Raw genomic sequence first — 25,243 nt, forward strand, 5'->3', positions numbered from 1 at the left:
CGGCCGGGCGGGTGCGCCGCCCCCGTCCCCACGGTGCGGCGCGGGTGGACCGCCTTTCCGCCGGGGCGGACGGTCCACGTCTTGTTCAGGACTCCGGAGGCGGTGCCTCAAGTCCCAGTCCGGGGAGGATCGTGGTCACCACGAACCGTGTGAGATACGCCTCGTCCGCGTACCGCCCCTCCAGCAGGGGCCGCGCGCGCATCACGCCGAGCAGCTGCGCGGCGACGTACTCCGCCGCGGGATGACCGGCCGCGATCTCGCCGCGGTCCATGCCCCGCCGGACCATGGCGTCGATCGCCGCGATCTCCGGCAGGATCAGCGCCTCCCGCAACGCGCACAGCAGCTCGGGGCTCTGGAGCGCGGCGTGGCTGAGCGCGTGCATCAGGGGGGTGTCGCGGCCGGAGCCCTCGCCGATGGCCCGCGCCGCCTCGCGCAGGTCCCCGGCCAGGGTGCCCGTGTCGATGTGCGAGAGCAGCATGCGGCGGGTGCCGTGCAGCGCGGCGACGACCAGTTCGGGCTTGGAACCCCACTGCCGGTAGAGCGTCGACTTCCCGCAGCGGGTGCGCGAGGCCACTCCCTCCATGGTCAGTGACTCGTACCCGCTCTCCCGCAACAGGTCCAGCACGGCCGTGTACAGCTCCTGCGCCCGCTCCGGTGTGATCTTCGACCGGCGTGACGCGAGTGCCGGCTCCTGTGCGGAATCGTGCGACGTCATGCGCTTCCCTCCTGCGGCTCTGCGGTGAGGTCCCTCGATACGCCAGTGTACCGATACGCGCGTGTACCGATACGTTCGCGTATCGGTACACTGGCGTATCGATACGGCATGGAGTGGACCATGCCGCCGTAACAGCGCTTCGTCAGCAAAGGGGCATCGGGTGATACACGCCCGCAGCAAGCCTGCAGACCGGGAGCCGGACACTTCTGCCCGACCGCCCCTCGTCCGTGAGTTCCTCCTGGTCGCGGGACTCTTCCTCGTGTACAAGCTCGGCCGGCAGGCCGCCAACGGACATGTCGAGGAAGCTTTCCGCAACGCCGGACACGTATGGGACTTCGAACGCGCCGTCCATCTCCCCGGCGAGGGCGCCGTGCAGAGCGTGCTGCTGCACAGCGAGACGCTGATCCATGTGGCGAACACCTACTACGCGACCGTGCACTTCCCGGCCACGGTGCTGTTCCTGGTCTGGCTCTACTGGCGCAGGCCCCGCCACTACGTCTGGTCGCGCCGCATACTCGCCGTACTCACCGGCGCCGCGCTCGCGCTCCATCTGCTGTTCCCGCTCGCCCCGCCCCGGATGCTGGACGCCGCGGCCCTCGTGGACACCGGCCAGGTGTACGGCCCGACGGTGTACGGGAACACCCCCTCGACCGACTCGATGGCGAACCAGTTCGCGGCGATGCCCTCCCTGCACTTCGGCTGGGCGGTGATGGTCGCCGTCGGGCTGATCGTCGCCACCCGCTCCCGTTGGCGCTGGCTGTGGCTGCTGCACCCGCTCGTGACGCTGCTCGTCATCGTGGGCACCGCCAACCACTACTGGCTCGACGCGATCGTCGTCTCGGCGTTGCTCGCCGTCGCCTTCGCCGCCCTGCGGCTGTCGCGCCCCGCTCCGGTCCGGGAGCAGCTGCCGTGGCCGTCCGGCGGGGTGCCCGCCACCGGTGCCGCGTTCGCCGTCGCCCATGTACCGGCGGCCGTCGCCGAGCCCCGGCCGTACACCGGACCCACCGCCGGTGCCACCGGAGCACGGACGCTCGCCCGGTCCGGAGCCCGGCGGTGAACGCCACGCTCATCGCCGTCGCACTGTCCCTCGTCTCCGCCGCCGCCTACGCGGCGGCCGCCGTGGCGCAGTCCCGGCTCGCCGGACGCACCGAACCCTCCACCGGCATCCTGCGCCTGCTGGGCCGCGGCGCCTGGTGGTCGGCGGTCGGTCTGAACGCGGGCGGCGCCCTCCTCCATGTCGCCGCGCTGAAGTACGGCCCGCTCACCCTCGTCCAGCCGCTGGGCGCCCTCACCCTCGTCGCCGCCGTCCCGCTCGGGGCGCGCGCCGCCGGGCGCCGGGTCAGCCGGACCGAATGGCGCGGCACGGTCCTCACCCTCCTCGGCCTCGGAGCCCTGCTGCTCACCTCGGGCGGCACCGCCCCGCACGAGACCTTGAGCCTCGTCGAGGCGCTCGGCGTCGGCGCGGCCACCATGGCGGTCGTCGCCGGTCTCAGCCGCCCCGGCACCCGGCCGGGACTGCGGCACGCGGCGGCCTCCGGCGTCACCTCCGGCGTCGCTTCCGCGCTCACCCAGACCCTGACGGTCGCCGTGACCGACCACACCACGGGACCGCTGTTCAGCTGGCGGCTGCTGACCGTGGCGCTGCTCGTCTCCGCCTTCGCCATGGGTGGCCTGCTGCTCTCCCAGACCGCCTACCGCGGCGGCCTCGGCGCCCCGCTCGCCGTGGTCACCCTGGCCAATCCGGTCGCCGCCGCCGCGATCGGCCTCGCCCTCCTCGGCGAGCGCCTTCAGGGCGGAGCGGCCGGTCTGGTCCCGGCGCTCCTCGGCACGGCGGCCGCGGTACGCGGGGTGATCCTGCTCAGCCGCGCTCAGGCCCAGCCCATGGCCATGGCCGCAGAAGAGGCCGAGACGGCGGCGGGCGGTGCGCCCGTGAGCGGTGCGTCGGCGCGGGTCGTCATCGGCAGCCCGCGGAAACAGGACCGCCAGGCCCTCGCCACCGAACCGCGCGCACTCGAACCGCGCGCACGTGAACCGCTCGCACTCGAACCGCGCGCACTCGAACCGCTCGCGGTCAGGCCGAGCGCGTCCTGAGCGGGGTTCGGGTCCTGAGCAGATTCTGAGCAGCCTCAGGATCTGAGCAGCCTCAGGAGGGGGCTGCTCGGCCGGCTGCGCCGTCCTCAGGGGGTCTGCGCAGCAGGGTCTCCGGCTGTCTCCGCGGCCGTGTCCGGCGACCGGTCCGGTTCTCCCAGATCGTCGATGGCCCGCGTCAGCCAGCCGATCCAGAAGCTCTCCAGATCGATGCCGCCCCGCAGCACCAGATGCCGCAGCCGGTCCTCGTCCGCCGTCCGCGCGGGCGTGAAGTCGCGCTCCTCGATCTCCTGATACTCGGCCAGCTGCCGCTGATGAAGCCCGAGATGGCGCCCGAGCTCCGCCCCCAGCCCCGGCGCCCCGACCACCGCTGCCGCCCGCATCCGCAGGAGCAGCGGATCGCGGACCGGGCGCGGGTCCTCGGGCAGGGCCACCCAGGCGGCCAGTTCCTTGCGGCCCGCGGGCAGCACCTCGTACTCCTTCTTCTGCCCACGCGCCGGCTGCGCCGAGGGCAGCTCCCTGATCCGCCCGGCCTGCTCCAGTTTCCCGAGTTCGCGATAGATCTGCTGGTGCGTGGACGACCAGAAGTAGCCGATCGAACGGTCGAACCTGCGGGTCAGCTCCAGCCCCGACGACGGCTTCTCCAGCAGGGCGGTGAGGATCGCGTGCGGCAGTGACATGCAGTGCATCCTAAGGACGGGCGGAACGGGACCTCACAGCGTCGCGGCGAGCTCCGTGCCCTGGCGGATCGCCCGCTTGGCGTCCAGCTCCGCCGCCACGTCGGCGCCGCCGATCAGATGCACCGGACGGCCCGCGGCGAGCAGTTCCTCGTACAGCTCGCGGCGCGGCTCCTGACCCGCGCACAGCACCACCGTGTCGACGGCGAGCAGGCGTCGCTCGCCGTCGACGGTGAGATGCAGACCCTCGTCGTCGATACGGTCGTAACCGGCGCCCGCGATCATGTCGACGCCGCGGTGGCGCAGCTCGGTGCGGTGGATCCAGCCCGTGGTCTTTCCGAGTCCCGCCCCGACCTTGGTCGCCCTGCGCTGGACCAGATGAACCGTGCGCGGCACCTTCGGGCGCTCCGGGGCGCGCAGCCCGCCCCGGTCCGCGTAGTCGGTGTCCACGCCCCACTGCCGGAAGAACGTCTCCGGGTCGAGGCTCGCGCCGTCGCCGTCGTCCGTCAGGAACTCGGCCACATCGAAGCCGATGCCGCCCGCCCCGACGATCGCGACCCGGTCACCGACCGGTGCCCCGTCGCGCAGCACGTCCAGATAGCTGACCACGCTGGGGTGTCCCGCCCCGGGGATCGCGGGGGTGCGGGGCTCGACGCCGGTGGCGACGACGATGTCGTCGAAGCCGTCCAGCGTTCCGGCCGTGGCCCGTGTGCCGAGCCGGAGCTCGACGTCCAGTTCGGCGAGCCGGGTACGGAAGTAGCGCAGCGTCTCGTTGAACTCCTCCTTGCCGGGGACGCGTCGCGCCACATTGAGCTGGCCGCCGATCTCATCGGCCAGGTCGAAGAGGGTCACCGCATGACCGCGCTCGGACGCCGTCACCGCGCACGCCAGCCCGGCCGGACCGGCGCCCACGACGGCGACCCGCTTACGCGTCCGGGTGGGCGAGAGCACCAGCTCCGTCTCGTGGCAGGCGCGCGGATTGACCAGGCACGAGGTGATCTTCAGGCTGAAGATGTGGTCCAGGCACGCCTGGTTGCAGCCGATGCAGGTGTTGATCGCGTCCGCGCGGCCCTCGGCCGCCTTGGCGACGAAGTCCGGGTCCGCCAGGAACGGCCGGGCCATCGAGACCATGTCCGCACGGCCGGAGGCCAGGATCTCCTCGGCCACTTCCGGGGTGTTGATGCGGTTGCTGGTCACCAGGGGTACGGACACCGCCCCGCGCACCTTCTCCGTCACCCAGGTGAAGGCGCCGCGCGGCACGGAGGTGGCGATGGTGGGGATGCGGGCCTCGTGCCAGCCGATGCCGGTGTTGATGATGGTGGCTCCGGCCGCCTCGATCTCCCGGGCGAGCCGCACGACCTCCTCCAGCGTGGAGCCGCCGGGGACCAGGTCCAGCATGGAGAGCCGGTAGATCAGGATGAAGTCGCTGCCGACCCGCTCACGGACCCGGCGCACGATCTCGACGGGGAAGCGGATGCGGTTCTCGTACGAGCCGCCCCAGCGGTCGGTGCGGTGGTTGGTCGCGGCAACGATGAACTCGTTGATCAGATAGCCCTCGGAGCCCATGATCTCGACCCCGTCGTAGCCCGCCGAGCGCGCCAGCTCCGCGGCCCGGACGAACTCCTCGATGGTCTCCTCGACCTCGTCGTCGGTCAGGGCGTGCGGGGTGAAGCCGCTGATCGGTGCCTTGAGCGCGCTCGGGGCCACCAGATCCGCGTGGTGCGCGTAGCGCCCGAAGTGCAGGATCTGCATCGCGATCCGCCCGCCCGCCGCATGGACGGCCGTCGTGATCTCCGCGTGCTGCGTGGCCTCGGCCTCGGTGGTCATCCTGGCGCCGCCGGGGAAGGAGCACGCGCGCTCACTGGGCGCGATGCCGCCGGTGACCATCAGGCCGACCCCGCCGCGGGCCCGCTCGGCGTAGAAGGCCGCCATACGCGTGAAGCCGTGCTCGGCCTCCTCCAGACCGATGTGCATCGATCCCATGAGGACCCGGTTGGGGAGGGTGGTGAATCCCAGGTCGAGCGGGCTCATCAGCGTGGGGTAAGGGCTCATCCGGCGTCTCCTCGCACAGGTGTCGTCGAGCCAGTTGTAGACCACCGGAACATTATTATGCAACAAGTTGCACAATGAGTGTGTCGCACCGTGAACCCGTGCCGGGCCCGGCTTCGGCCCCGTCCGGCCCATCCCGACCGTGCCGGTACGCCGCGGGCCGACCACAGTGGAATCCGTACCGCCCTCCATTCCGCCCCCACCCCGGGAGTCCTCATGGTCTGCGTCAACCGGCGTGATCTCGGCCTTCTCCTCCTGCGCGTCGGAACCGGCGCGGTCCTCACCGCCCACGGCAGCCAGAAGCTCGCAGGCTGGTTCGGCGGCGGCGGAATCGAAGGCACCACCGCCGCGATGGAGGCCATGGGCTTCCATCCGCCCAGGCACAGCGCCGTCGCCGCCGGGCTCGGCGAAGCCGGTGGTGGTGTCCTGCTGGCGCTCGGCCTCGCGACTCCGGCCGCGGGGGCGGCCGCCGCCGGAGCGATGGCGGGAGCCGTGTCCGTCCACGCCCCCGCGGGCTTCTTCGCGCAGGGCGGCGGCTACGAGTACCCGGCGTTCCTCGGCTTCACCGCCGCGGCCATCGGCCTGATCGGCCCCGGCCGGTACTCCGTGGACCACGCGACGCGGCATGTCTTCGATCAGCCCTGGGTGGTCGCCCTCGCCTTCGTGGGCAGCGCGGTGGCCGCCGCGGCGGTCGTCGGCAAGCGTGCCAAGGGGCAGGCGCGGACGCGCGACGAGGCGTAGCCGGACCGGTCTCCGGGCGTACGCCTCCCGAGCCCATGCGGCCGGCCCGGCATCACTGACGCGGCACGGCGGCACGCGGCACGCGGCGCTTCGGCTGCGGCGCGGCGGCACCGAGGCAGCGGCGCGGTGCGTCGTCCCGACAGGCCCGCACCCCGTACTGCGGCCGCGGCGCGGTGCGTCGTCCCGACAGGGCCCGCTCGCACGGCAGTTGAGACCGTCACCGTGCGGGTACGGGTGCGCCCCGCCTCCTCGTTCCGGGGACCGGGCTTCGAGGGGGCGGGGCGGGTGGTGCGGATCTGCCCCAGGGCGGCCGGACCGGGCCGGACCGGGGGAATGGCACCCGGTGCGTCGGCCCGATGGGCCCGGCGGTCAGGCGCGGTTGGTGAGGTAGCCCCCCATGGACGTGAAGTAGTCGGCCGCCGGCAGCTCGCGGCCGTCCTCGGTACGCACGCGGGTGATGGCGAGGCCGTGGTTGCGGCCGGTCCGCGCGTCGGCGCCCGCGACGATCACCACTCCGTCGCCCTCGCGGTAGAAGACGCGCCCCGGCGTACCGCCGTAGCGGCCCTCGGACACGACCGCGGCCAGGACCTCCAGGCGCCTGCCCTTGTGGAAGGTGAAGGCGCTGGGGTACGGGGCGGACTGGGCGCGGACCAGACGCTCCAGAACATCGGCGGGCCAGTCCCAGTTGATCCGGATGTCTTCCTCGGACCGCTTGTGGAAGAAGCTGGCCTGCGAATGGTCCTGCTGGGTGAACTCGGTCTGCCCCGAGGCGATCAGCTTCAGTGCGCCGATCGTGACCGGGCCGATGAGGTCGACGGTCTTGTGGAAGAGGTCGGTGACCGTATCGGCGGGGCCCACCGTCACCGCGCGCTGGTCCACGATGTCACCGGCGTCGAGAACCTCGTCCATCATGTGGGCCGTGACGCCGACTTCGCGTTCACCGTTGATCAGGGCCCAGATGAGCGGCGAGAAACCGGCGTACTTCGGCAGCAGCGAGTCGTGGATGTTCAGGGTGCCGTGACGGGGCAGCGTGTAGACGCGCGGCGGGATCCAGGTCCGCCAGTTGTTGGCCACGATGATGTCCGGGTCGGCTTCCTTGAGCCGCTGGAGCAGTTCCTCGTCGTCGGGCCGGTTGCGGATGACCACCGGAACGCCGTGCTCCTCGGCCAGGTCGGCGACCGAGTCGCTCCAGATCTTCTCGTAGGCGTGCTCGCTCTTGGGGTGCGTCACGACCAGGACGACGTCGTGCTCGGATTCCAGGAGTGCTTGAAGGGTGCGGTGCCCCCAGGTCTGGTAACCGAACATGACGACCCGCATGGAGTTCCTCCTCGGAAGAGCGACTGACCGGTGGCAAGTAAAGCAAGCCTTACCTAATAGCGCAACGCGCCCGGATTTTGGGCCTGTTCGTCGCCCCACTTCTGCCGCACGTCCGATTTGCCCTGTCGACAGGTTGATTCAGCTCAGGTTAGCTTTACCTAAGTTCGACTGGTCGGTGGCAACGGCGGGCTCGGCCTCTCGTACTTTTCATCCGCGCCTGGCAGGCGACCCGCACGATGGGAGTGACATGTCACAGGTTCTTCCTGGCGACACACCTTTGATCCATGACCTCATAGGTATCGGCTTCGGGCCGTCCAATGTGGCCATGGCGATCGCGCTGAGCGAGCACAACGCGCGTGTCGGCAGGGAGGAGGCGGTCACCGCTCACTTCTTCGAGCGGCAGCCGAACTTCGGCTGGCACCGTGGCATGCTGATCGACGACGCGACGATGCAGGTGTCCTTCCTCAAGGACCTGGTGACGCTTCGTAACCCGTCCAGCGAGTACACCTTCCTGCGCTACCTGCAGAGCAAGGGCCGTCTGATCGACTTCGTCAACCACAAGAACCTCTTCCCGCTGCGCGTGGAGTTCCACGACTACTTCGAGTGGGCCGCGGCGAAGGTCGACGACATGGTCTCGTACGGCCACGAGGTCATCTCCGTCGAGCCCGTCGTACGCGACGGAGTGGTGGAGTACCTCGATGTGACGGCCCGTTCGGGTTCCGAGACGGTGGTCCACCGCGCCCGCAACCTCGTCATCGGCACGGGGCTGCGGCCCCTCATGCCCGAGGGTGTGGAGCGGACGGACCGCGTCTGGCACAACTCCGACCTGCTGGCCAAGGTGGACGGCCTGGCGGGCACCGACCCCACCCGCTTCATCGTCGTCGGCGCCGGTCAGAGCGCCGCCGAGAACGTCGCGTACCTGCACCGCCGTTTCCCCCGGGCGGAGGTCTGCGCCGTCTTCTCCCGCTACGGCTACAGCCCCGCCGACGACAGCAGCTTCGCCAACCGCATCTTCGACCCGCAGGCGGTCGACGAGTACTACGCCGCCCCCGACGACATCAAGCGCAAGCTGATGGACTACCACGGCAACACCAACTACTCCGTGGTGGACATCGACCTGATCGACGACCTGTACCGCCAGGCTTACCAGGAGAAGGTGCTCGGCACCGAGCGGCTGCGCTTCCTCAACATCTCCCGGCTGACCGGCGTCAAGGAGACCCCGGACACGGTGCGCGCCACCGTCAAGTCCCTCGTCAACGGCGAGGAGAGCACGCTGGAGGCCGATGTGGTGGTCCTCGCCACCGGCTACACCCCGGCCGAGCCGCTCGCCCTCCTCGGTGACGTGGCGGAACGCTGCCACCGCGACGACCAGGGCCGCGTCCAGGTCGAGCGGGACTACCGGATCGCGACGGACGACGGACTGCGCTGCGGCATCTACCTCCAGGGCGGCACCGAGCACACCCACGGCATCACGTCGTCCCTGCTCTCCAACACCGCGATCAGGGTCGGCGAGATCCTGGACTCGATTCTCGACCGGGGAGCGGAGACCGCCCCCGGTGGGCCGCGGCCGGTCGCCGACGGCATCGGATCGGTCCGCTAGGTCTCTCGCCCCGACCCACACATCTTCAGCCAAGTCCCCCCACGCGCGCGGCCGGTTGACGGCGCCGTCGTGGACGGACCTGGTGTGCACAGTGAAACCCCTTGAAAGGAACATCCGTGTCCATTGGTACACGCCCCGCGCTGACGCGGCTCGTCAGGGACCTTCCCCGTGTCGCCGTCGTGGCCGTCGCCGCGTTCGCTCTGTCCGCCTGCGGGGGCGGCGCCGACAAGGCCGATTCCAAGCCCTCGGCCGGGGCGAAGTCCGGCGCCTTCCCGGTGACGGTCGAGCACAAGTACGGCAGCACGACGGTCGACGCGGAGCCGAAGAGGGTCGTCACCCTGGGCCTCTCGGACCAGGACGCGGTGCTGGCGCTCGGTATCAAGCCCGTCGGATCGGTGGACTGGTTCAAGGAGCAGCCGTACGGCAAGTGGCCGTGGACCAAGGACAAGTGGGGCTCCACGAAGCCGGAGATCGTGGGTGAGCGCGACGAGTACAACATGGAGAAGATCGCCTCGCTGAAGCCGGACCTGGTCATCGCCCAGTACTCGGGGATGAAGAAGGAGCAGTACGACACGCTCTCCAAGTTCACCAAGGTCGTCGCCCAGCCCAAGGGCCTTCCCGACTACGGCGCCTCCTGGCAGGTCATGACCCGGCAGATCGGCAAGTCGCTCGGCAAGGACGCGGAGACCGAGAAGCTGATCGCGGGCATCGACGCCCGCTTCAAGGCCGTACGCGACAAGCACCCCGAGTTCGCCACGAAGACGCTCGCCGTCGCCGACAGCTTCGAGGCGGGCAAGTACTCGGCGTTCACCAAGACCGACCCCAAGTCGATCTTCTTCTCCGAACTGGGCTTCCAGCTGAAGCCCCAGATCGACACACTGGCCAAGCCGGGCTGGAACGCCGCCGAGCTCAGCGCCGAGAAGCTGAATGTGCTGGATGTCGACCGGCTGGTCTGGGTGACCTCCAGCACCGACGCCGACAACCGGATCAAGGCGGAACCGCTCTACAAGAACCTGAAGGTCCATCAGGACAAGCGCGACCTGTTCGTGCCCTACCAGGACCCGGACGTCGGTGCCGCGTTCTCCTTCAACACGGCCCTCTCCATCCCCTACGCGATCGACGAGATCGAGCCGCTGCTGGCGGCCATCAAGTAACGCCCCACCACTGACGCGGGACCGGGAAGCGGACGGTTCGACGGCGTGCCGGCTCGGCACGCCGTCGATGACGGACGAGAACGGGGGGACCCCCCGAAGCCGTCGATCAGCGGCGGCTCGCCCCGTTCCACCGGGACGGCACACCCCTCACTGACATGACCAGGGAAAGGCCACTTCGTACGATGTTTGACGTCGAGTCGGACCGGACAACCGCTTCCGGGCTCCCGCTGACCGGCGGGCAGGCCGGCGTCTGGCTTGCCCAGCAGATCGAGCCGGACAGCTCCGCCTACAACATCGTCTTCACCCTGGACCTGCTCGGCGACATCGACCTCGACCACCTCGCGGGCGCGGTCCGGCAGACGGTCGAGGAGGCCGAGTGCCTGCACGTGAACGTGGTTCCCGGAAGGGGGGAAGCGCGCCAGACTCCGCGCGCCGTCTCCTTCGACGTGCCCGTCGTCGACCTGCGCGGCGCACCGGACCCCGAGGAGGCCGCCGCCACCTGGACGGCCACCGACCGGGACCGGCCCGTCGACCTCACCCACGGCCCGCTCTTCTCCCAGGTCCTGCTACGGCTCGCGGACGACCGGGTCCGATGGTCCCAGCGCTACCACCACATCGTTCTCGACGGCATGGGCGTCGCACTCATCACCCGCCGGGCCGGCGAGCTCTACACCCTGGGCGAGAAGGCCCCGGCCCGCAAGGACCGGCCGCTCGCCCGGCTCGTGGACGCCGATCTGACCTACCGGTCATCCGAGCAGTACGGGGCCGACCGCGCCTGGTGGCACGAGCGGATGTCCGGCCGCGCCGAGCCCGCACGTCTGGTCGAGCGCGGCCCGTCCCTCATGGCGCGGCGCCTGCGGCGCACCGCCGAACTCTCCGCACAGGAGACGGAGCGGCTGTACGCGGCCGCCGAGCGCTCCGGTGTCCGGCCGTCCCGTGTCCTGGTCGCCGCCGTGGCCGCCTACCTCCACCGGGCCGGCGGCGAGCGGGACCTCGTCCTCGGCCTGCCGATCGCGGCCCGGCAGGACCGTGTGTCGGCCGACACCCCCGGCATGGTCTCCAACGTCGTCCCGCTGCGCGTGCGGGTCAGCCCCGGGACGACCGGGACGGACCTGGTGGCCGAGGTGCGCGACGCGGTCGCCGGAGCGGTGGCGCACGGGCGCTACCGCGCCGAGGACCTGGCCAGGGACTTCGGCCTCGTCGACGGCGTACCGGCGCTCGTCGGACCCACCGTCAACATCCTTCCCCGGCCCGGGAAACTGGGCTTCCCGGACGGCACGGCCGAACTCCTCCCGGAGTGGCTCGGCCCGGTCAGCGACCTCGCCTTCGCGTTCGCCGGGACCCGGGACGGCTCCGGGCTGCGCGTCCACCTCGACGCGGACGCGGACATCTGCGACGAGGAGACGCTCCGCGACCATGAGCGCCGCTTCCGCACCCTGCTGAAGGCCCTCACCGAGGACCTGGACCGCCCCGTCGGCCACATCGAACTCACCTCCGCCGACGAACGCGACCGCCTCCTCGGCGAGTTCGGGGCGGCACCGCACCCGGTGTCCGAACAGTCCTGGCCCGCGGCCTTCGAAGCGCAGGTGCGCCGCACGCCCGACGCCGTCGCGCTCGTGTGCGAGGACGACGAGCTGACGTACGCCGCTCTCAACACCGCGGCCAACCGGCTCGCCCGCCTCCTCCTGGCCCGCGGCGTGGGCGCCGAGGACGTCGTCGCCGTGGCCCTGCCGCGCACCCCGGACCTCGTCGTGTCCCTGCTCGCGGTGATGAAGACCGGTGCCGCCTATCTGCCGCTGGACGCCGACCACCCCCAGGACCGCATCGCCTACATGCTGTCCGACGCCGGGGCCCGCACCGTGATCACCGTGCGGGGACTCGCGGACGAACTCCCCCCGGCACAGGACGGCGTGGCGCACGTACTGCTGGACGACCCGGCCACCGCGGACACCCGCGCCGCCCTCGACGGCTCCGACCCCGCTCTGCCGGTCGCACTGGACCAGGCCGCGTACGTCATCTACACCTCCGGCTCCACGGGCCGCCCCAAGGGCGTCGTCGTTCCCCACGACGGCATCGGCAGTCTCATCGCCACCGCCACCGAACGGATCGGCGTGGACGCCGACAGCCGCGTCGTGCAGTTCGCCTCCGTCGGTTTCGACGTGACGGTCTGGGACCTGGTCATGGCCCTGTGCGTCGGAGGCCGGATCATCCTCGTCCCCACCGAGCGCCGCGTCGCGGGACCCGCCCTGACCGAGTACATAGCGCGGCACGACGCCACGCACATGATCCTGCCGCCGTCGATCGTCTCGGCGCTGCCGCCGGAGTGCGAACTGCCCGAAGGCGCCGTCCTCGTCGTCGGCACCGAAGCCGTGCCGGGCGAGCTCATCGCCCGCTGGTCCGGGCGGCTCCAGGTCGTCGTCGCCTACGGTCTCACCGAGGCGAGCGTCAACTCCACCCTCTGGACCGCCCGTCCGGACCGGCCGGGCCCCACGCCCATCGGCCGCCCCGACCCGAACACCCGCACCTACGTCCTCGACACCGCGCTCCGCCCCGTGCCGGTGGGCGTCGAGGGCGAGCTGTACGTCGCCGGGCGCGGCCTGGCCCGCGGCTATCTGGGCCGTCCGGGGCTGACGTCGGAGCGGTTCGTCGCCGATCCGTACGGCGGGCCGGGCACCCGGATGTACCGCACCGGCGACCGGGTCCGCTGGGGTGCCGACGGCAACCTGGAGTTCCTGGGCCGGGCGGACGGCCAGGTCAAGATCCGTGGTCATCGCATCGAGCCGGGTGAGATCGAGAGCGCGTTCATGGGCTGCCCGGGAATCGCCCAGGCCGCCGTCCTCGTCCGTGAGGACCACCGGGGCGTCAAGCGCCTCGTCGCCTACCTGGCCGCCGACACCGCCACGGACTCCGGCGCCGCCGTGACCGCCGCACGGGCCCGGATCGCCGGCACCCTGCCGGACCATATGGTGCCGTCCGCCGTCGTCGTCCTCGACGGCTCGCTCCCGCTGACGCCCAACGGCAAGCTCGACCGGCGCGCACTGCCCGAGCCCCGCTGGACGGCCATGAGCGGCGCCGACGCCCCCACCACCCCGGCCGAGACCGTGCTCGCCGCCCTCTTCGCGGACGTCCTCGGGCAGCCGTCGGTCGGCGTCCACGACAGCTTCTTCGAGCTGGGCGGGGACAGCATCGTCGCCATCCAGCTGGTGAACAGGGCCCGTGAGGCCGGGCTCACGATCAGGCCGCGCGAGGTGTTCCGGCTCCGGACGGTGGCGGCCCTCGCCCGGTCCGCGGCCGAGGCCGGGACGGGGACCGAGACCGGTTCCGGGTCCGGGACGGCTGACGGGATCGCGGCCCGCCCCGCCCCGACCGTCCCGGCCGCGCTGGACGAGGACGCGTTGCCCGTCTCCCCGCTCCAGGAGGGCTTCTTCTTCCACGCCGCGTTCGACGCTCGGGAAGCGGACCTCTACCTGGTCCAGGAACTCCTCGACCTGGACGGCCCCGTCGACCCGGCCCGGCTGCGACGCACCCTGCAACTGCTCCTGGACCGGCACCCCTTGCTGCGTGCCGCGTTCCGCCAGCTTCCCGGCGGCGAGGTGGTCCAGCGCCTCGCCGCGCAGGTCATCCTTCCGTGGCGGGAGGCCGACACCGCCGAGACCGGCCTCGACGACCTGCTGAGTGCCGACCGGGCCGAGCGTTTCGACCTGGCCCGGCCTCCGCTGCTGCGCGCCACCCTCATCCGGGACGGCCACCGCCACCGGCTCCTGCTCACCCTGCACCACATCGTCGCCGACGGCTGGTCGGTCGCGGTCCTGCTGCGCGAACTGACCGCCGCCCACCGGGGCGAGGAGCTTGCGGAGCCGGTGGCCCCGCGCCCGTACCTGTCGTGGCTGGCGGGCCGGGACCGGGACGCCGCCCGCGACGCGTGGCGGCAGGCGCTGTCCGGGCTCGAAGGGCCGACCCGGCTGCCCGCACTCGCCGCCGGGACGGATCACGGGCGGACGGCGCCCAGGACCGAGCACGTCGACACACGGCTGCCCGAACGGTTCACCGCCGACCTCATCGCCCGCGCACGGACCCACGGCCTCACCCTGAGCACCGTCGTCCACGGCGTCTGGGGCCTGCTCCTCACCTCGCTCACCGGCAGTCAGGACGTCGTCTTCGGCACGACCGTGTCCGGCCGGACGACCGAGGTCACGGACCTGGACACCGCCGTGGGCCTGTTCATCAACACCGTCCCCGCGCGGGTCGCGCCGCGCGCCGACGAATCGCTCGCCGAGCTGCTGCGACGGGTCCAGGACGAGCACGCGGCGCTCCTGGACCACCAGCACCTGGCTCTCGCCGACATCCAGCGGATCGCGGGCGGCGGGGAACTCTTCGACACACTCGTGGTGTTCGAGAACCACCCGGCCGGCGACCTCTCCGCCGCGCAGGCGCCCGGCGAGCTTCGCATCACCGGCGCCGAGGTGTTCGACTCCGTGCACTACCCCCTCGCGCTCGTCGTCGAGCCGGGCGAGCACGGACTCCTGCTGCGGTTCAAGCACGACGCGGCCCGCCTCGACCAGGTGACCGTGGCGGTGCTCGCCAACAGGTTCACGGCGCTGCTGCGCGCGTTCGTGTCCGACCCCGGCCGCACCGTCGCCCGGACCGGCGTGCTCTCCGACCGGGAGCACGAGCACCTCGCCGCGCTGAACGCCACCGGGCGGCCCGTTCCCGAGGCCACTCTCGCCTCGCTGTTCGCGGCGACTGTGGCCCGTACACCCGACGCCACCGCCGTCGTCTTCGAGGACACGACCCTGACGTACGCGGAGCTGGACCGGCGTGCCGAGGCGCTGGCCCGGCGGCTGCGGTCACGCGGCGCCGGCCCGGAGACGTATGTCGCGGTCGCGGTACCCCGCTCCGCCGAGCTGATGATCGCGCTCCTCGCCGTCCTCAAGGCGGGCGCCGCCTATCTGCCCGTCGACCTCGACTACCCCGCCGACCGGGTCGCGTTCATGCTCGGCGACTCCGGCGCGCGCACCGTGGTGACCACCGCCGAAGCGGCCGGGCGGCTGCCCGTCGTGCCCGGCCTCGACCACCTCCTCGTCGGCCGGGACGACCGGGCCGAGGACGTCCCCGGCGCATCCAGCACACCCGGCACATCCGGCACACCTGGCACTCCCGCCCGCCCGGCCGGCCCCGACCACCCCGCCTACCTCATCTACACCTCCGGCTCCACCGGGCGCCCCAAGGGCGTCGCCGTCACCCACCGGGCCATCGTCAACCGGCTCGCCTGGATGCAGGGCGCGTACGGGCTGACCCCCGACGACCGGGTGTTGCAGAAGACGCCCGCCAGTTTCGACGTGTCCGTGTGGGAGTTCTTCTGGCCCCTGGTGGAGGGCGCGACCGTCGTCCTCGCCCGCCCCGACGGCCACCGCGACCCGGCCTACCTGGCCGAGCTGATCCACACCCGGCGGATCACGACCACCCACTTCGTCCCGTCGATGCTCGCCGCGTTCACCCAGGTCATGGAGACCGCAACGGGCCTCCCGGACTGGGCGGCGAGCCTGCGCCGGGTGTTCTGCAGCGGTGAGGCGCTCACCGGTGCCGGGGCCCGGCGCTGGTGGGAGCTGACGTCCCGCTCCGGCCGCGGACCCGTTCCCCTGCACAACCTCTACGGGCCCACCGAGGCTGCCGTGGACGTGACCTCCTTCGCGTACGAGGGTGGCGGCGAACTCGCCGTCCCCATCGGCCGGCCCGTCTGGAACACCCGCCTGTACGTCCTCGACGCCTTCCTGCGACCGGTGCCCGACGGGGTCCCCGGCGAGCTGTACCTCGCGGGCGTACAACTGGCGCGGGCCTACCACGACCGCCCGGGGCTGACCGCCGAACGGTTCGTCGCCGATCCCTTCGGCGAGCCCGGTGAGCGCATGTACCGCACCGGCGACCTTGTGCGCCGCCGCGCGGACGGCGCCGTCGAGTACCTCGGCCGCACCGACCGCCAGGTCAAGATCCGCGGAAACCGTGTGGAGCCGGGCGAGATCGAGGCCGCACTCGCGGACCTGCCGGGCGTCGCCCTCGCCGCCGTGACCGTCCGCGACGACGTCCTCGTCGGCTACGTGGCCCCCGCTCCGGGCGCCCCCCGCCCGGACACCGAACGGCTGCGTGCCGCGCTCGCCGAAGCGCTGCCCGCGACCATGGTGCCCGGCGCCCTCGTGGCCCTGGACGAACTGCCGCTGACACCCAGCGGAAAGCTCGACCAGAACGCGCTTCCGGCCCCCGGGGTCACGCCCCGCGCGGGCGGACGGCCGCCCCGCGACACGCGCGAACGCGCTCTGTGCGAGATCTTCACCGACGTTCTCGGTGTACCGGGGATCGGCGTGGAGGACGACTTCTTCGTCCTCGGCGGCGACAGCCTGTCCTCGATCACCGTCGTCACCCGCGCCCGTGAGAGAGGGATGGCGTTGAGCCCCCGTGACGTGTTCGAACACCGCACCCCCGCCGCACTCGCCGCCGGGGCGGCTGCCGCGGCCCCGGCTCCGGAGGCGGGCACTCCCGCTCCCGCGACGCCCGCGCCCGCCGAAGCGGTGACCGTCTCCGCCGCCGACGCCGGGCAGGCGGCGGCAGCCCTCCGGGCCGTGCTGGCCCAGCAGGCCGGGTCCGGTGCGGCCGTCGATCCCGCACTGCGGGCACTGCTCGACCAGCTCACCTCCGCCTCGGCCACCCCCCAGGAGCCCCCGGCCCCCGCCCCGCTCGGCGGCTACGCGCTCACGCCCGAGGAGACCGCGCGCGTCGAGACCGTCGCCGGGCTGCCCGTCGCGGACATCTGGCCGCTCTCCCCGCTCCAGGAGGGCATGTACTTCCACGCCACCTTCGACGCGGGCGAGGCGCTCGACGTCTACCTGTCCCAGGAGAGCATCGACTTCGGGCACCGGGTCGACGCCGACCGGCTGCGGGCCGCCTGCCGGGCGCTGCTGGAACGCAACAGCAGCCTGCGGGCCGGATTCGCCGACGGCGGTCTGTCCCGCCCCGTCCAGTTCATCGTGGACGGGGCCGAGATCCCGCTCGTCGAGGCGGACCTCTCCGGTCTCTCCCGCGACGAACGGCGCACCCGCACCGAGGAGTTGCTGGCTGCCGACCGGCGCCGGCGCTTCGATCTCACCTCCGCCCCGCTGTGCAGGCTGCTGCTGATCCGGCTCGGCGACGGCCGGGACCGCCTCGTCGTCACCCACCACCTGATCCTGTGGGACGGCTGGTCCGCGTGGCTGTTCCTGGAGGAGCTGTTCACGCTGTATGAGCGGGGCGGCGACGCCACCGGTCTGCCGGCCCCCGGCTCGTACCGCGACTACCTGGCCTGGCTGGACGAGCAGGACACCGGGGCCGCCGTCGACGCCTGGCGCCGGGCGCTCTCCGGCTTCGACGAGCCGACCCTGCTCGCCCCCTCCGGGCGCGACGCGGGACCCGTGATCCCGGTGGACTTCGACACCGTACTGACGCCGGAGAGCAGCGAGCGGCTGCGCACCCTCGTCCGACGGCACGGGCTCACCCTGAACACCGTGCTGAACGCGGCGTGGGGCATGGTGCTCTCGGCGATGACGGGCCGCGACGACGTGACCTTCGGCATCGCGGTCGCCGGGCGGCCCGCCGACGTACCCCACGCGGCCGGCATCATCGGCATGTTCCTCAACACCATTCCGGCGCGCGTCGCCTTCACCCCGGACGAGCCGGTGCTCCGCCTGCTGCGACGGATCCAGTCCGAGCGGGCCGCCGTCATGCCGTACGAGTACGTCGGCCTCGGCACCATCCAGCAGGAGACGGGCCACCGCCGCCTCTTCGACACCCTGTTCGTCCTCCGCTCGGCCGACGGCGAGGACCGGGCCGCCGAGCTGCGGCGGCGGCACGGCATCACCGACGTGTCCAACGTGGACGGCACGCACTTCCCGCTCACCCTGATCGTCACCCCCGGCAACCGGCTGCGGGTCACCCTCGCGGCCAGGCCCGACCTCTTCGACCCCGAGGACGCGACCACGATCCTCGCCCGGTTCACGGCCGTCCTGGACCGGCTGGCCGCAGCCCTGGAGCACGGCGACGGGGCATCCGCCCGGACCGCCGGTGTCGACCCGCTGCTGCCGGCCGAGCGCACCGCACTGCTCGCCGGCCGGGAGAGCAGCCGCGGGCCGGTGCCGGACGAGACCGTCGCCGACATGCTCGCGGCCCAGGTCGCCCGCACCCCGGACGCGGTGGCGCTGGTCTTCGGCGAGCGCGCCCTCACGTACGCCGAACTGGACGCCCACATCAACCGGCTCGCCCGGCTGCTGCTCGCCCGGGGCGCCGGGCCGGAGAAGGCCGTCGCCCTCGCGCTGCCGCGCTCCATCGACATGGTGGCCGCGCTGTTCGCCGTACTGCGGACCGGCGCCGCCTATCTGCCGCTCGACCTCGACCACCCCGCCGACCGGCTCCGCCTGATGGTGCGCGACACCGGCCCCCTGTGCCTGGTGTCCACCGCCGCGGTCGCCCCGACGCTGCGCGGGGAGGAAGGACCCGTCGCGCCCGAACTCCTCCTGGACGACGAGGCCGTGGCCGCCGAGCTGGCCGCGCTCCCGGGCGGTGAGATCGCCGACGCCGAGCGCCCCGCGTTCGCGCACGACGTGCCGGACCGCCTGGAGTACCCCGCGTACGTCATCTACACCTCCGGTTCCACCGGCCGGCCCAAGGGCGTCGTCACCCCGTACCGCGGGCTGACGAACATGCAGCTCAACCACCAGAAGGAGATCTTCGACCCGGCCATCGCCTCGGCGGGCGGACGGCGGCTGCGCATCGCGCACACCGTGTCCTTCGCCTTCGACATGTCCTGGGAGGAACTGCTCTGGCTCGTCGAGGGCCATGAGGTGCACGTCTGCGACGAGGAGCTGCGCCGCGACGCCGAGGCCCTGGTGGCCTACTGCGACCGGCACCGCGTCGACGTGGTCAACGTCACCCCCACGTATGCCCAGTTGCTCATCGAGGAAGGGCTGCTCGACCAGGACGAGGAGACCGGGAAGCACCGGCCCGCGCTGGTCCTGCTCGGTGGGGAGTCCGTCTCCGACACGGTGTGGACGCGGCTGCGGAACACCGAGGGCACCTACGGCTACAACCTGTACGGACCGACCGAGTACACCATCAACACGCTCGGCGGCTCCACCGCCGACAGCGCGACCTCCACGGTCGGCGTGCCCATCCGCAACACCCGCGCCCATGTGCTGGACACGATGCTGCGGCCCGTCCCGCCGGGCTGCCCCGGTGAGCTGTACATCGCCGGCACGGGTCTGGCGCGCGGCTATCACGACCGGCCCGGTCTGACGGCCGAGCGGTTCGTCGCCGACCCGTTCGGCGAGCCCGGTGAGCGCATGTACCGCACCGGCGATCTCGTACGGCAACGCGCCGACGGTCTCCTCGACTTCCTCGGCCGCACCGACGACCAGGTCAAGATCCGCGGCTACCGCGTCGAACTGGGCGAGATCTCGACCGCGCTGTCCACGCACCCGGAGGTCGCCCACGCGGCGGTCGTCGTGGCGGAGAACGCGGGCACCAAGCGCCTGGTCGGCTATGTCGTACCGGAGGAGGGCGCCGGACAGGGAGAGGCACTGACGCGGCGGCTGCGCGACCATGTGAAGGCCGCGCTGCCGGACTACATGGTCCCCTCCGTACTCGTCACCGTCGGGGCACTGCCCCTGACCGTCAACGGCAAGCTGGACGTCCGCGCCCTGCCCGCACCGGACTTCGCCGGTACCGGCACGAGCCGCCCGCCCCGCACCCCGGGGGAGGAGACGCTGTGCGCGCTCTACGCCGAGGTGCTCGGGCTGCCCGCGGGCAGCGTCGGCATCGACAGCGACTTCTTCGAGCTGGGGGGCCATTCCCTGCTGGCCACCCGGCTCGTCAGCAGGGCCCGTACCGCGCTGGACACGGAGCTGGCGATCCGGGACCTGTTCGAGGCACCCACCGTGGCCGAACTGGTGGAACGCGTCGCACGGGCCGGCGGCGCCGCCCGTCCGGCACTGACGGCCGGTGAGCGGCACGGGCGCACCGAACTGCCGCTGTCCCACGCCCAGCAACGGCTGTGGGTCATCCAGCAGATCGAGTGCACCTCGGCCGCGTACAACTTCCCGCTGGTCATGCGGGTGCGCGGCCCCCTCGACACCGACGTGTGGCGCACCGCCCTCGCCGATGTGACGGACCGGCACGAGGCGCTGCGGACGGTCTTCCGCACGGCGCCCGACGGCCGGACCTCCCAGCGCGTCCTGCCCGCCGAACAGGCGCACCCCGTGGTGGAGTGCCTCCGGGCCACCGAGGACGCGCTGCCCGGCATCATCGACGCGGCCGTCAACCGCCCCTTCGACCTCGCCGCCGAACTGCCGCTGCGGGCCACGGTCGTGGAGCTGGCGCCCGACGACCACGCCGTCGTCCTGCTGCTGCACCACATCACCACCGACGAATGGTCGGACCGGCCCTTCCTCCGCGACCTGGCCACCGCCTACACGGCCCGCCTCGACGGCACGGCCCCCGGCTGGGAGCCGCTGCCCGTCCAGTACGCCGACTACGCGCTGTGGCAGCAGCGGCTGCTCGGCGACCCCGCCGACGGGAGTGGCCTGGCCGCCCGTCAGCTGGATTACTGGCGCACCACGCTGGCCGGGGCCCCCGAGGAACTGGAACTGCCCTCCGACCGCCCCAGGCCCGCCCGCCCGGCGTTCTCCGGAGCCGAACTCGACGTCCCGTTCGACGCCCAGGTCCACGAGGGTCTGAAGCGGCTCGCCCGGGAGACCGGCGCCAGCATGTTCATGGTGGTGCACGCGGCCGTGGCCGCCCTGCTCCACCGCATGGGCGCGGGGACGGACATCCCCCTCGGCGCACCCATCGCCGGGCGGAGCGACGAGGCGCTGGACGATCTGGTCGGCTTCTTCGTCAACACGCTGGTCCTGCGCACCGATGTGAGCGGCGACCCCAGCTTCACCGAGCTGCTGGCACGGGTCCGCGAGAGCGACCTGGCGGCGTTCTCGCACGCCGATGTGCCCTTCGAGTCCGTCGTCGAGGCCCTCAACCCGACGCGTTCCCTCTCCCGCAACCCGCTCTTCCAGGTGATGGTCGGCTACCACGCCCGCACCGGCGACGAGCTGGAACTGCCCGGACTCCGGCTGGAGTACGTGCCGTTCGCGATCAGCTCCGCCAAGTTCGACCTCGTGTTCAGCTTCTCCGAGCGGCTCGCCGCCGACGGCGGCACCGGCGCGCTGAACTGCCGCCTGGAGTTCGCCACCGAGCTGTTCGACCGGGAGACCGCCGAGCGCCTCGGCGAGCGGCTCGGCCGGCTGGTCGCCGCACTCGTCGCGGCACCCGGGCAGCCCCTGTCACAGGCCGGGATCCTCACCGCCGACGAGCGGCGGCTGGTCCTGGAGGAGTTCAACGGCGCCCCGCGCGAGGTCGAGGAGGCATCCCTGCCCGCGCTGTTCGCCCGGCGGCTCGCCGAACGGCCCGACGCGGTCGCCGTCGTGGAACGCTCCCGCCCGGTGACGTACGCGCAGCTCGACGCCCGCGCCAACCGCATCGCGCGGCTCCTCGCGGCCCACGGCGTGGGCACCGAGAGCGTCGTCGGCGTGGCCGTCCCCCGCTCGGTGGACATGGTCGCCACCGTGGTCGCCGTACTGAAGCTGGGCGCCGCGTTCCTGCCGCTGGACCTGGTCCACCCCGGGGACCGTCTCACGTATCTGATCGAGGACTCGGGGGCCGCCCTCGTGGTCGGCACCGAACCCGTCGCGGGGAAGATCCCCGATGTCACCGGCGTACCCGTGGTGCTGCTCGACGCGCCCGGGACGGCCGGGGAGCTGGACGCACTGTCCGAGGCGCCCGTGGGCGGCGGACCGGTCGGCCCGGACCAGGCCGCGTACGTCATCTACACCTCCGGATCGACCGGTCGCCCCAAGGGCGTGGTGGTGCCCCACGAGGGCATCTCCAGCCTGGTCGCGACCGCGGTCGACCGCATGGGCCTGCGACCCGACAGCCGGGTGCTCCAGTTCGCGTCGATCGGCTTCGACGTCTTCGCCTTCGAGCTGTCGATGGCCCTGTGTCACGGCGGCCGGCTCGTCCTCATCAGCGACGAGGCACGGGTAGCGGGACCGGCGCTCACCGACTTCCTCGCGGACCAGCGGATCACCCACATGATCCTGCCGCCGTCGCTGGTGTCCGCGCTGCCGCCGGGCTGCGAGCTCCCCGAGGGCTCGACCGTCCTGGTCGGCACCGAGACCGTACCGCCGGACCTGTTCGAGCGGTTCGGCGCCACGGCCGACCTGATCTGCGCCTACGGGCTCACCGAGGCGACGGTCAACTCCACGCTGTGGCACGCCCGTGAGCACGGCTGCAGCCCCTCCGGCCGGGTGCCGATCGGCCGGCCCGACCCCAACACCCGCTGCTACGTCCTCGACGAGACCCTGCGACCCGTCCCGCCGGGCGTGATCGGCGAGCTGTACGTCGCCGGGCGCGGCCTGGCCCGCGGCTATCTGGGCCGTCCGGGGCTGACGTCGGAGCGGTTCGTCGCCGATCCGTACGGTGGGCCCGGCAGCCGGATGTACCGCACCGGCGACCGTGCCCGCTGGCGCCCGGACGGCAACCTCGATTTCCTCGGCCGGGTCGACAGCCAGGTGAAGGTGCGGGGCTTCCGCATCGAGCTGGGCGAGGTCGAGGCGGCCCTCACCGCGCATCCGTCGGTCGCCCAGGCGGCCGTGGTGCCCGACCGCGACGGCGACATCGTGCGCCTGGTCGGCTACGCGGTGCCCGAATCGGGGACACTCGACCCGCGGGAGCTGCTGTCCCACGCGGCCGGGCTGCTGCCCGAGTACATGGTCCCCGCGCTCGTCGTCCCGCTGGACGGGCCGCTCCCGCTCACGCCCAACGGCAAGCTGGACCGCAAGGCGCTGCCCGTACCGGACTGGTCCGCGATGACCGGCGACGACCGGCCGGCCACCGGGACGCAGGCCCGGCTCGCCGATCTGTTCTGCGAGATCCTGAAGCTGGACAGCGTCGGCGTGCACGACAACTTCTTCGCACTCGGCGGACACTCCATGGCGTCGATGCGGCTCCTGGGCCGCATCCGCGCCGAGTTCGGGGTGGAGCTGAGCATCCGGGACGTCTTCGACGCGCTGTCGGTCGCCGCTCTCGCCGCCAAACTGGAGGGCGCGGCGGCCACCCGTCCCGCGCTGGTCGCCGGGCACCGCGACGAACCGCGGGTGCTCGCACCGGTCCAGCGCGTGCAGTGGGAGTCGTCGCGCCGCAGTCCCGGCTTCGACCACGCTCTCGTCCTGCGCTCCACGGGTGGGCTCGACGCACAGGCGCTCACCGCCGCGCTCGCCGATGTGGTGGCGCGCCACGAGCCGCTGCGCACGGCGTTCACCGAGCGGGACGGCGTGCTGTACCAGCGGCCGGCCGGGGCTCCGGTGCTGGCCGTGGAGTCGAGCGCGGACCTGGAGGCCCGGCTCGCCGAACTCGCCACGCGGTCACCGGACCCGGAGGCGGAGGCACCCGTGAACGTGCGGCTGCTGACCGGCCCGGACGGCGGGCAGGCGCTGCTGGTCACCGCGCACTACCTCGCGGTGGACGAGTGGTCGGTGGTCCCCCTGTTCCGTGACCTCACCACCGCCTACGCGGCCCGCACACAGGGCCTGGCACCCTCCTGGGAGCCGCTGCCGGTCACGTACGGCGACTACACGCGGTGGGCGCACGAGGTCCTGGGCGACCTCACCGACCCGGACAGCCGGGGCGGACAGCAACTCGCCTACTGGCGGCGGACGCTCAGGGAGGTCCCGGGGCGGCTGGCGCTTCCGGCGGACGGGCCGCGCGAGGCCGCGCCGGACGCGTCCGGACGGCCCGCGGACCAGGTCGGGTTCGTCCTCGACGCCGATCTCCACGAGGCCGTGGACCGGCTCGCCCGCGCCACCGGCACCAGCATGTTCATGGTGCTGCACGCGGCCCTGGCGACCCTCCTCACCGCACACGGAGCGGGCACCGATCTGCCCATCGGCACGATGGTCGCGGGCCGGAGCGAGGACCGGCTCGCCGAACTGGTCGGCTGCTTCCTCAACACGGTCGTGCTGCGCACCGACACGGCGGGCGACCCGGCCTTCACGGAGCTGCTCACCCGGGTGCGGGAGACCACACTGAGCGCCCTGGACCGTCAGGACGTCCCGTTCGACGAAGTCGTCGGGGCGACCGGACTGCCCGCGGAGGGACCGCAGGTCATGGTGATCCACCATGAACAGGCCGATCTGGAGCGGCTGGAAGGCGGCCTGGGCTCGCTGGAGGCCCTGCCCACCGGCTCGTCCCGCGCGGAGCTGACCCTGAGCTTCCACGAACCACGCGGTGAGGGCCCCGTGCACTGCGCCCTCATCCACGCGACCGACCTGCTGGGCACCGCGAAGGCGCGGCGTCTGGCCGACGAACTGCAGAAGCTGCTGCGCATCGTGGTGGCCCACCCGGAACAGCCGCTCTCCGAGCTGTTCACCGCAACGTCCAAAAGGAGCGACAACGCATGACGACCAACCCGTTCGAGGACCCGCAGGGCACCTTCCAGGTCCTGGCCAACGACGAGAACCAGCACTCCCTGTGGCCGTCCTTCGCCGAGGTGCCGGCCGGGTGGCGGACCGTCTTCGGCCCGGACACCCGCGAGGCGTGCCTCGCCCATGTGGAGTCCCACTGGACCGACATGCGTCCCGCGAGCCTGGTGGCCCTGCAGGGCTGAGGGCGCAGAACGCCGCCGCCCCGGAGCGAGGAATCACCTCACTCCGGGGCGGCGGCGTTCTCCTGCCCGGACCGTGCGCGGAGCAGGTCGGCGCGCGACGCGGCCCGCGCGCCGACGCGGCCCGCGCGCCGACGCGGCCCGCGCGCCGACGCGGCCCGCGCGCCGACG

At 72.5% G+C, this 25,243-nt stretch carries 11 protein-coding genes; 7 read left to right on the forward strand and 4 right to left on the reverse strand.

Annotated features, from left to right (window positions below):
* Positions 1-85: 85 nt before the first annotated feature.
* Entirely contained in the window at positions 86-715 is a 630-nt protein-coding gene (locus tag A6A29_RS22150; RefSeq protein WP_073722231.1) for a TetR/AcrR family transcriptional regulator, read from the reverse strand.
* A 160-nt stretch (positions 716-875) separates the two neighbouring features.
* On the opposite strand from A6A29_RS22150, the gene A6A29_RS22155 reads away from it, so the two are divergent.
* Positions 876-1,772 (forward strand): phosphatase PAP2 family protein, encoded by an 897-nt coding sequence (locus tag A6A29_RS22155; protein ID WP_073722232.1) that lies wholly within the window; start codon positions 876-878, stop codon positions 1,770-1,772.
* A complete protein-coding gene (locus A6A29_RS22160) occupies positions 1,769-2,806 on the forward strand; it encodes a DMT family transporter (RefSeq protein WP_073722233.1) in 1,038 nt (345 codons plus the stop codon). The genes A6A29_RS22155 and A6A29_RS22160 overlap by 4 nt, the downstream gene beginning before the upstream one ends.
* Before the next feature lie 86 nt (positions 2,807-2,892).
* On the opposite strand, the gene A6A29_RS22165 is transcribed toward A6A29_RS22160, so the two are convergent.
* Both A6A29_RS22165 and A6A29_RS22170 read right to left on the reverse strand, forming a co-directional pair.
* The gene (locus tag A6A29_RS22165) at positions 2,893-3,483 is read right to left on the reverse strand and encodes a PadR family transcriptional regulator (RefSeq protein ID WP_073722234.1); all 591 of its coding nucleotides are present in this window, start codon (positions 3,481-3,483) and stop codon (positions 2,893-2,895) included.
* Between the two features lie 33 nt (positions 3,484-3,516).
* Complete coding sequence (locus A6A29_RS22170) at positions 3,517-5,532, reverse strand: NADPH-dependent 2,4-dienoyl-CoA reductase (RefSeq protein ID WP_073722235.1); 2,016 nt, start codon at positions 5,530-5,532, stop codon at positions 3,517-3,519.
* A gap of 213 nt (positions 5,533-5,745) precedes the next feature.
* Between A6A29_RS22170 and A6A29_RS22175 the strand changes: the two genes are divergently transcribed.
* Positions 5,746-6,270, forward strand: a complete 525-nt coding sequence (locus A6A29_RS22175) for a DoxX family protein (protein ID WP_073722236.1) — start codon at positions 5,746-5,748, stop codon at positions 6,268-6,270.
* A gap of 369 nt (positions 6,271-6,639) precedes the next feature.
* Here A6A29_RS22175 and A6A29_RS22180 read toward each other — a convergent pair whose 3' ends face one another.
* On the reverse strand, positions 6,640-7,587 hold the full coding sequence (locus A6A29_RS22180; protein ID WP_073722237.1) for a methionyl-tRNA formyltransferase: 948 nt from the start codon (positions 7,585-7,587) through the stop codon (positions 6,640-6,642).
* A gap of 247 nt (positions 7,588-7,834) precedes the next feature.
* On the opposite strand from A6A29_RS22180, the gene A6A29_RS22185 reads away from it, so the two are divergent.
* From A6A29_RS22185 to A6A29_RS22200, 4 genes are all read left to right on the forward strand, one after another.
* Entirely contained in the window at positions 7,835-9,187 is a 1,353-nt protein-coding gene (locus tag A6A29_RS22185; RefSeq protein WP_073722239.1) for a lysine N(6)-hydroxylase/L-ornithine N(5)-oxygenase family protein, read from the forward strand.
* Between the two features lie 116 nt (positions 9,188-9,303).
* Positions 9,304-10,341 (forward strand): iron-siderophore ABC transporter substrate-binding protein, encoded by a 1,038-nt coding sequence (locus tag A6A29_RS22190; RefSeq protein ID WP_073722241.1) that lies wholly within the window; start codon positions 9,304-9,306, stop codon positions 10,339-10,341.
* Positions 10,342-10,523: 182 nt separating this feature from the next.
* Complete coding sequence (locus A6A29_RS22195) at positions 10,524-24,869, forward strand: non-ribosomal peptide synthetase (RefSeq protein ID WP_073722243.1); 14,346 nt, start codon at positions 10,524-10,526, stop codon at positions 24,867-24,869.
* Positions 24,866-25,075, forward strand: coding sequence for an MbtH family protein (locus A6A29_RS22200; protein WP_073722245.1), 210 nt, complete (start codon positions 24,866-24,868; stop codon positions 25,073-25,075). Before A6A29_RS22195 ends, A6A29_RS22200 begins: the two co-directional genes overlap by 4 nt.
* Positions 25,076-25,243: the final 168 nt, after the last annotated feature.

This window comes from Streptomyces sp. TSRI0281 (genome assembly GCF_001905125.1).
In the GTDB taxonomy this organism is placed as follows: domain Bacteria; phylum Actinomycetota; class Actinomycetes; order Streptomycetales; family Streptomycetaceae; genus Streptomyces.

Coding starts and splice junctions, on each gene's coding strand:
- A6A29_RS22150 (WP_073722231.1), bottom strand. CDS start 715: ATGACGTCGCACGATTCCGCACAGGAGCCGGCACTCGCGTCACGCCGG.
- A6A29_RS22165 (WP_073722234.1), bottom strand. CDS start 3,483: ATGTCACTGCCGCACGCGATCCTCACCGCCCTGCTGGAGAAGCCGTCG.
- A6A29_RS22170 (WP_073722235.1), bottom strand. CDS start 5,532: ATGAGCCCTTACCCCACGCTGATGAGCCCGCTCGACCTGGGATTCACC.
- A6A29_RS22175 (WP_073722236.1), top strand. CDS start 5,746: ATGGTCTGCGTCAACCGGCGTGATCTCGGCCTTCTCCTCCTGCGCGTC.
- A6A29_RS22180 (WP_073722237.1), bottom strand. CDS start 7,587: ATGCGGGTCGTCATGTTCGGTTACCAGACCTGGGGGCACCGCACCCTT.
- A6A29_RS22185 (WP_073722239.1), top strand. CDS start 7,835: ATGTCACAGGTTCTTCCTGGCGACACACCTTTGATCCATGACCTCATA.
- A6A29_RS22195 (WP_073722243.1), top strand. CDS start 10,524: ATGTTTGACGTCGAGTCGGACCGGACAACCGCTTCCGGGCTCCCGCTG.
- A6A29_RS22200 (WP_073722245.1), top strand. CDS start 24,866: ATGACGACCAACCCGTTCGAGGACCCGCAGGGCACCTTCCAGGTCCTG.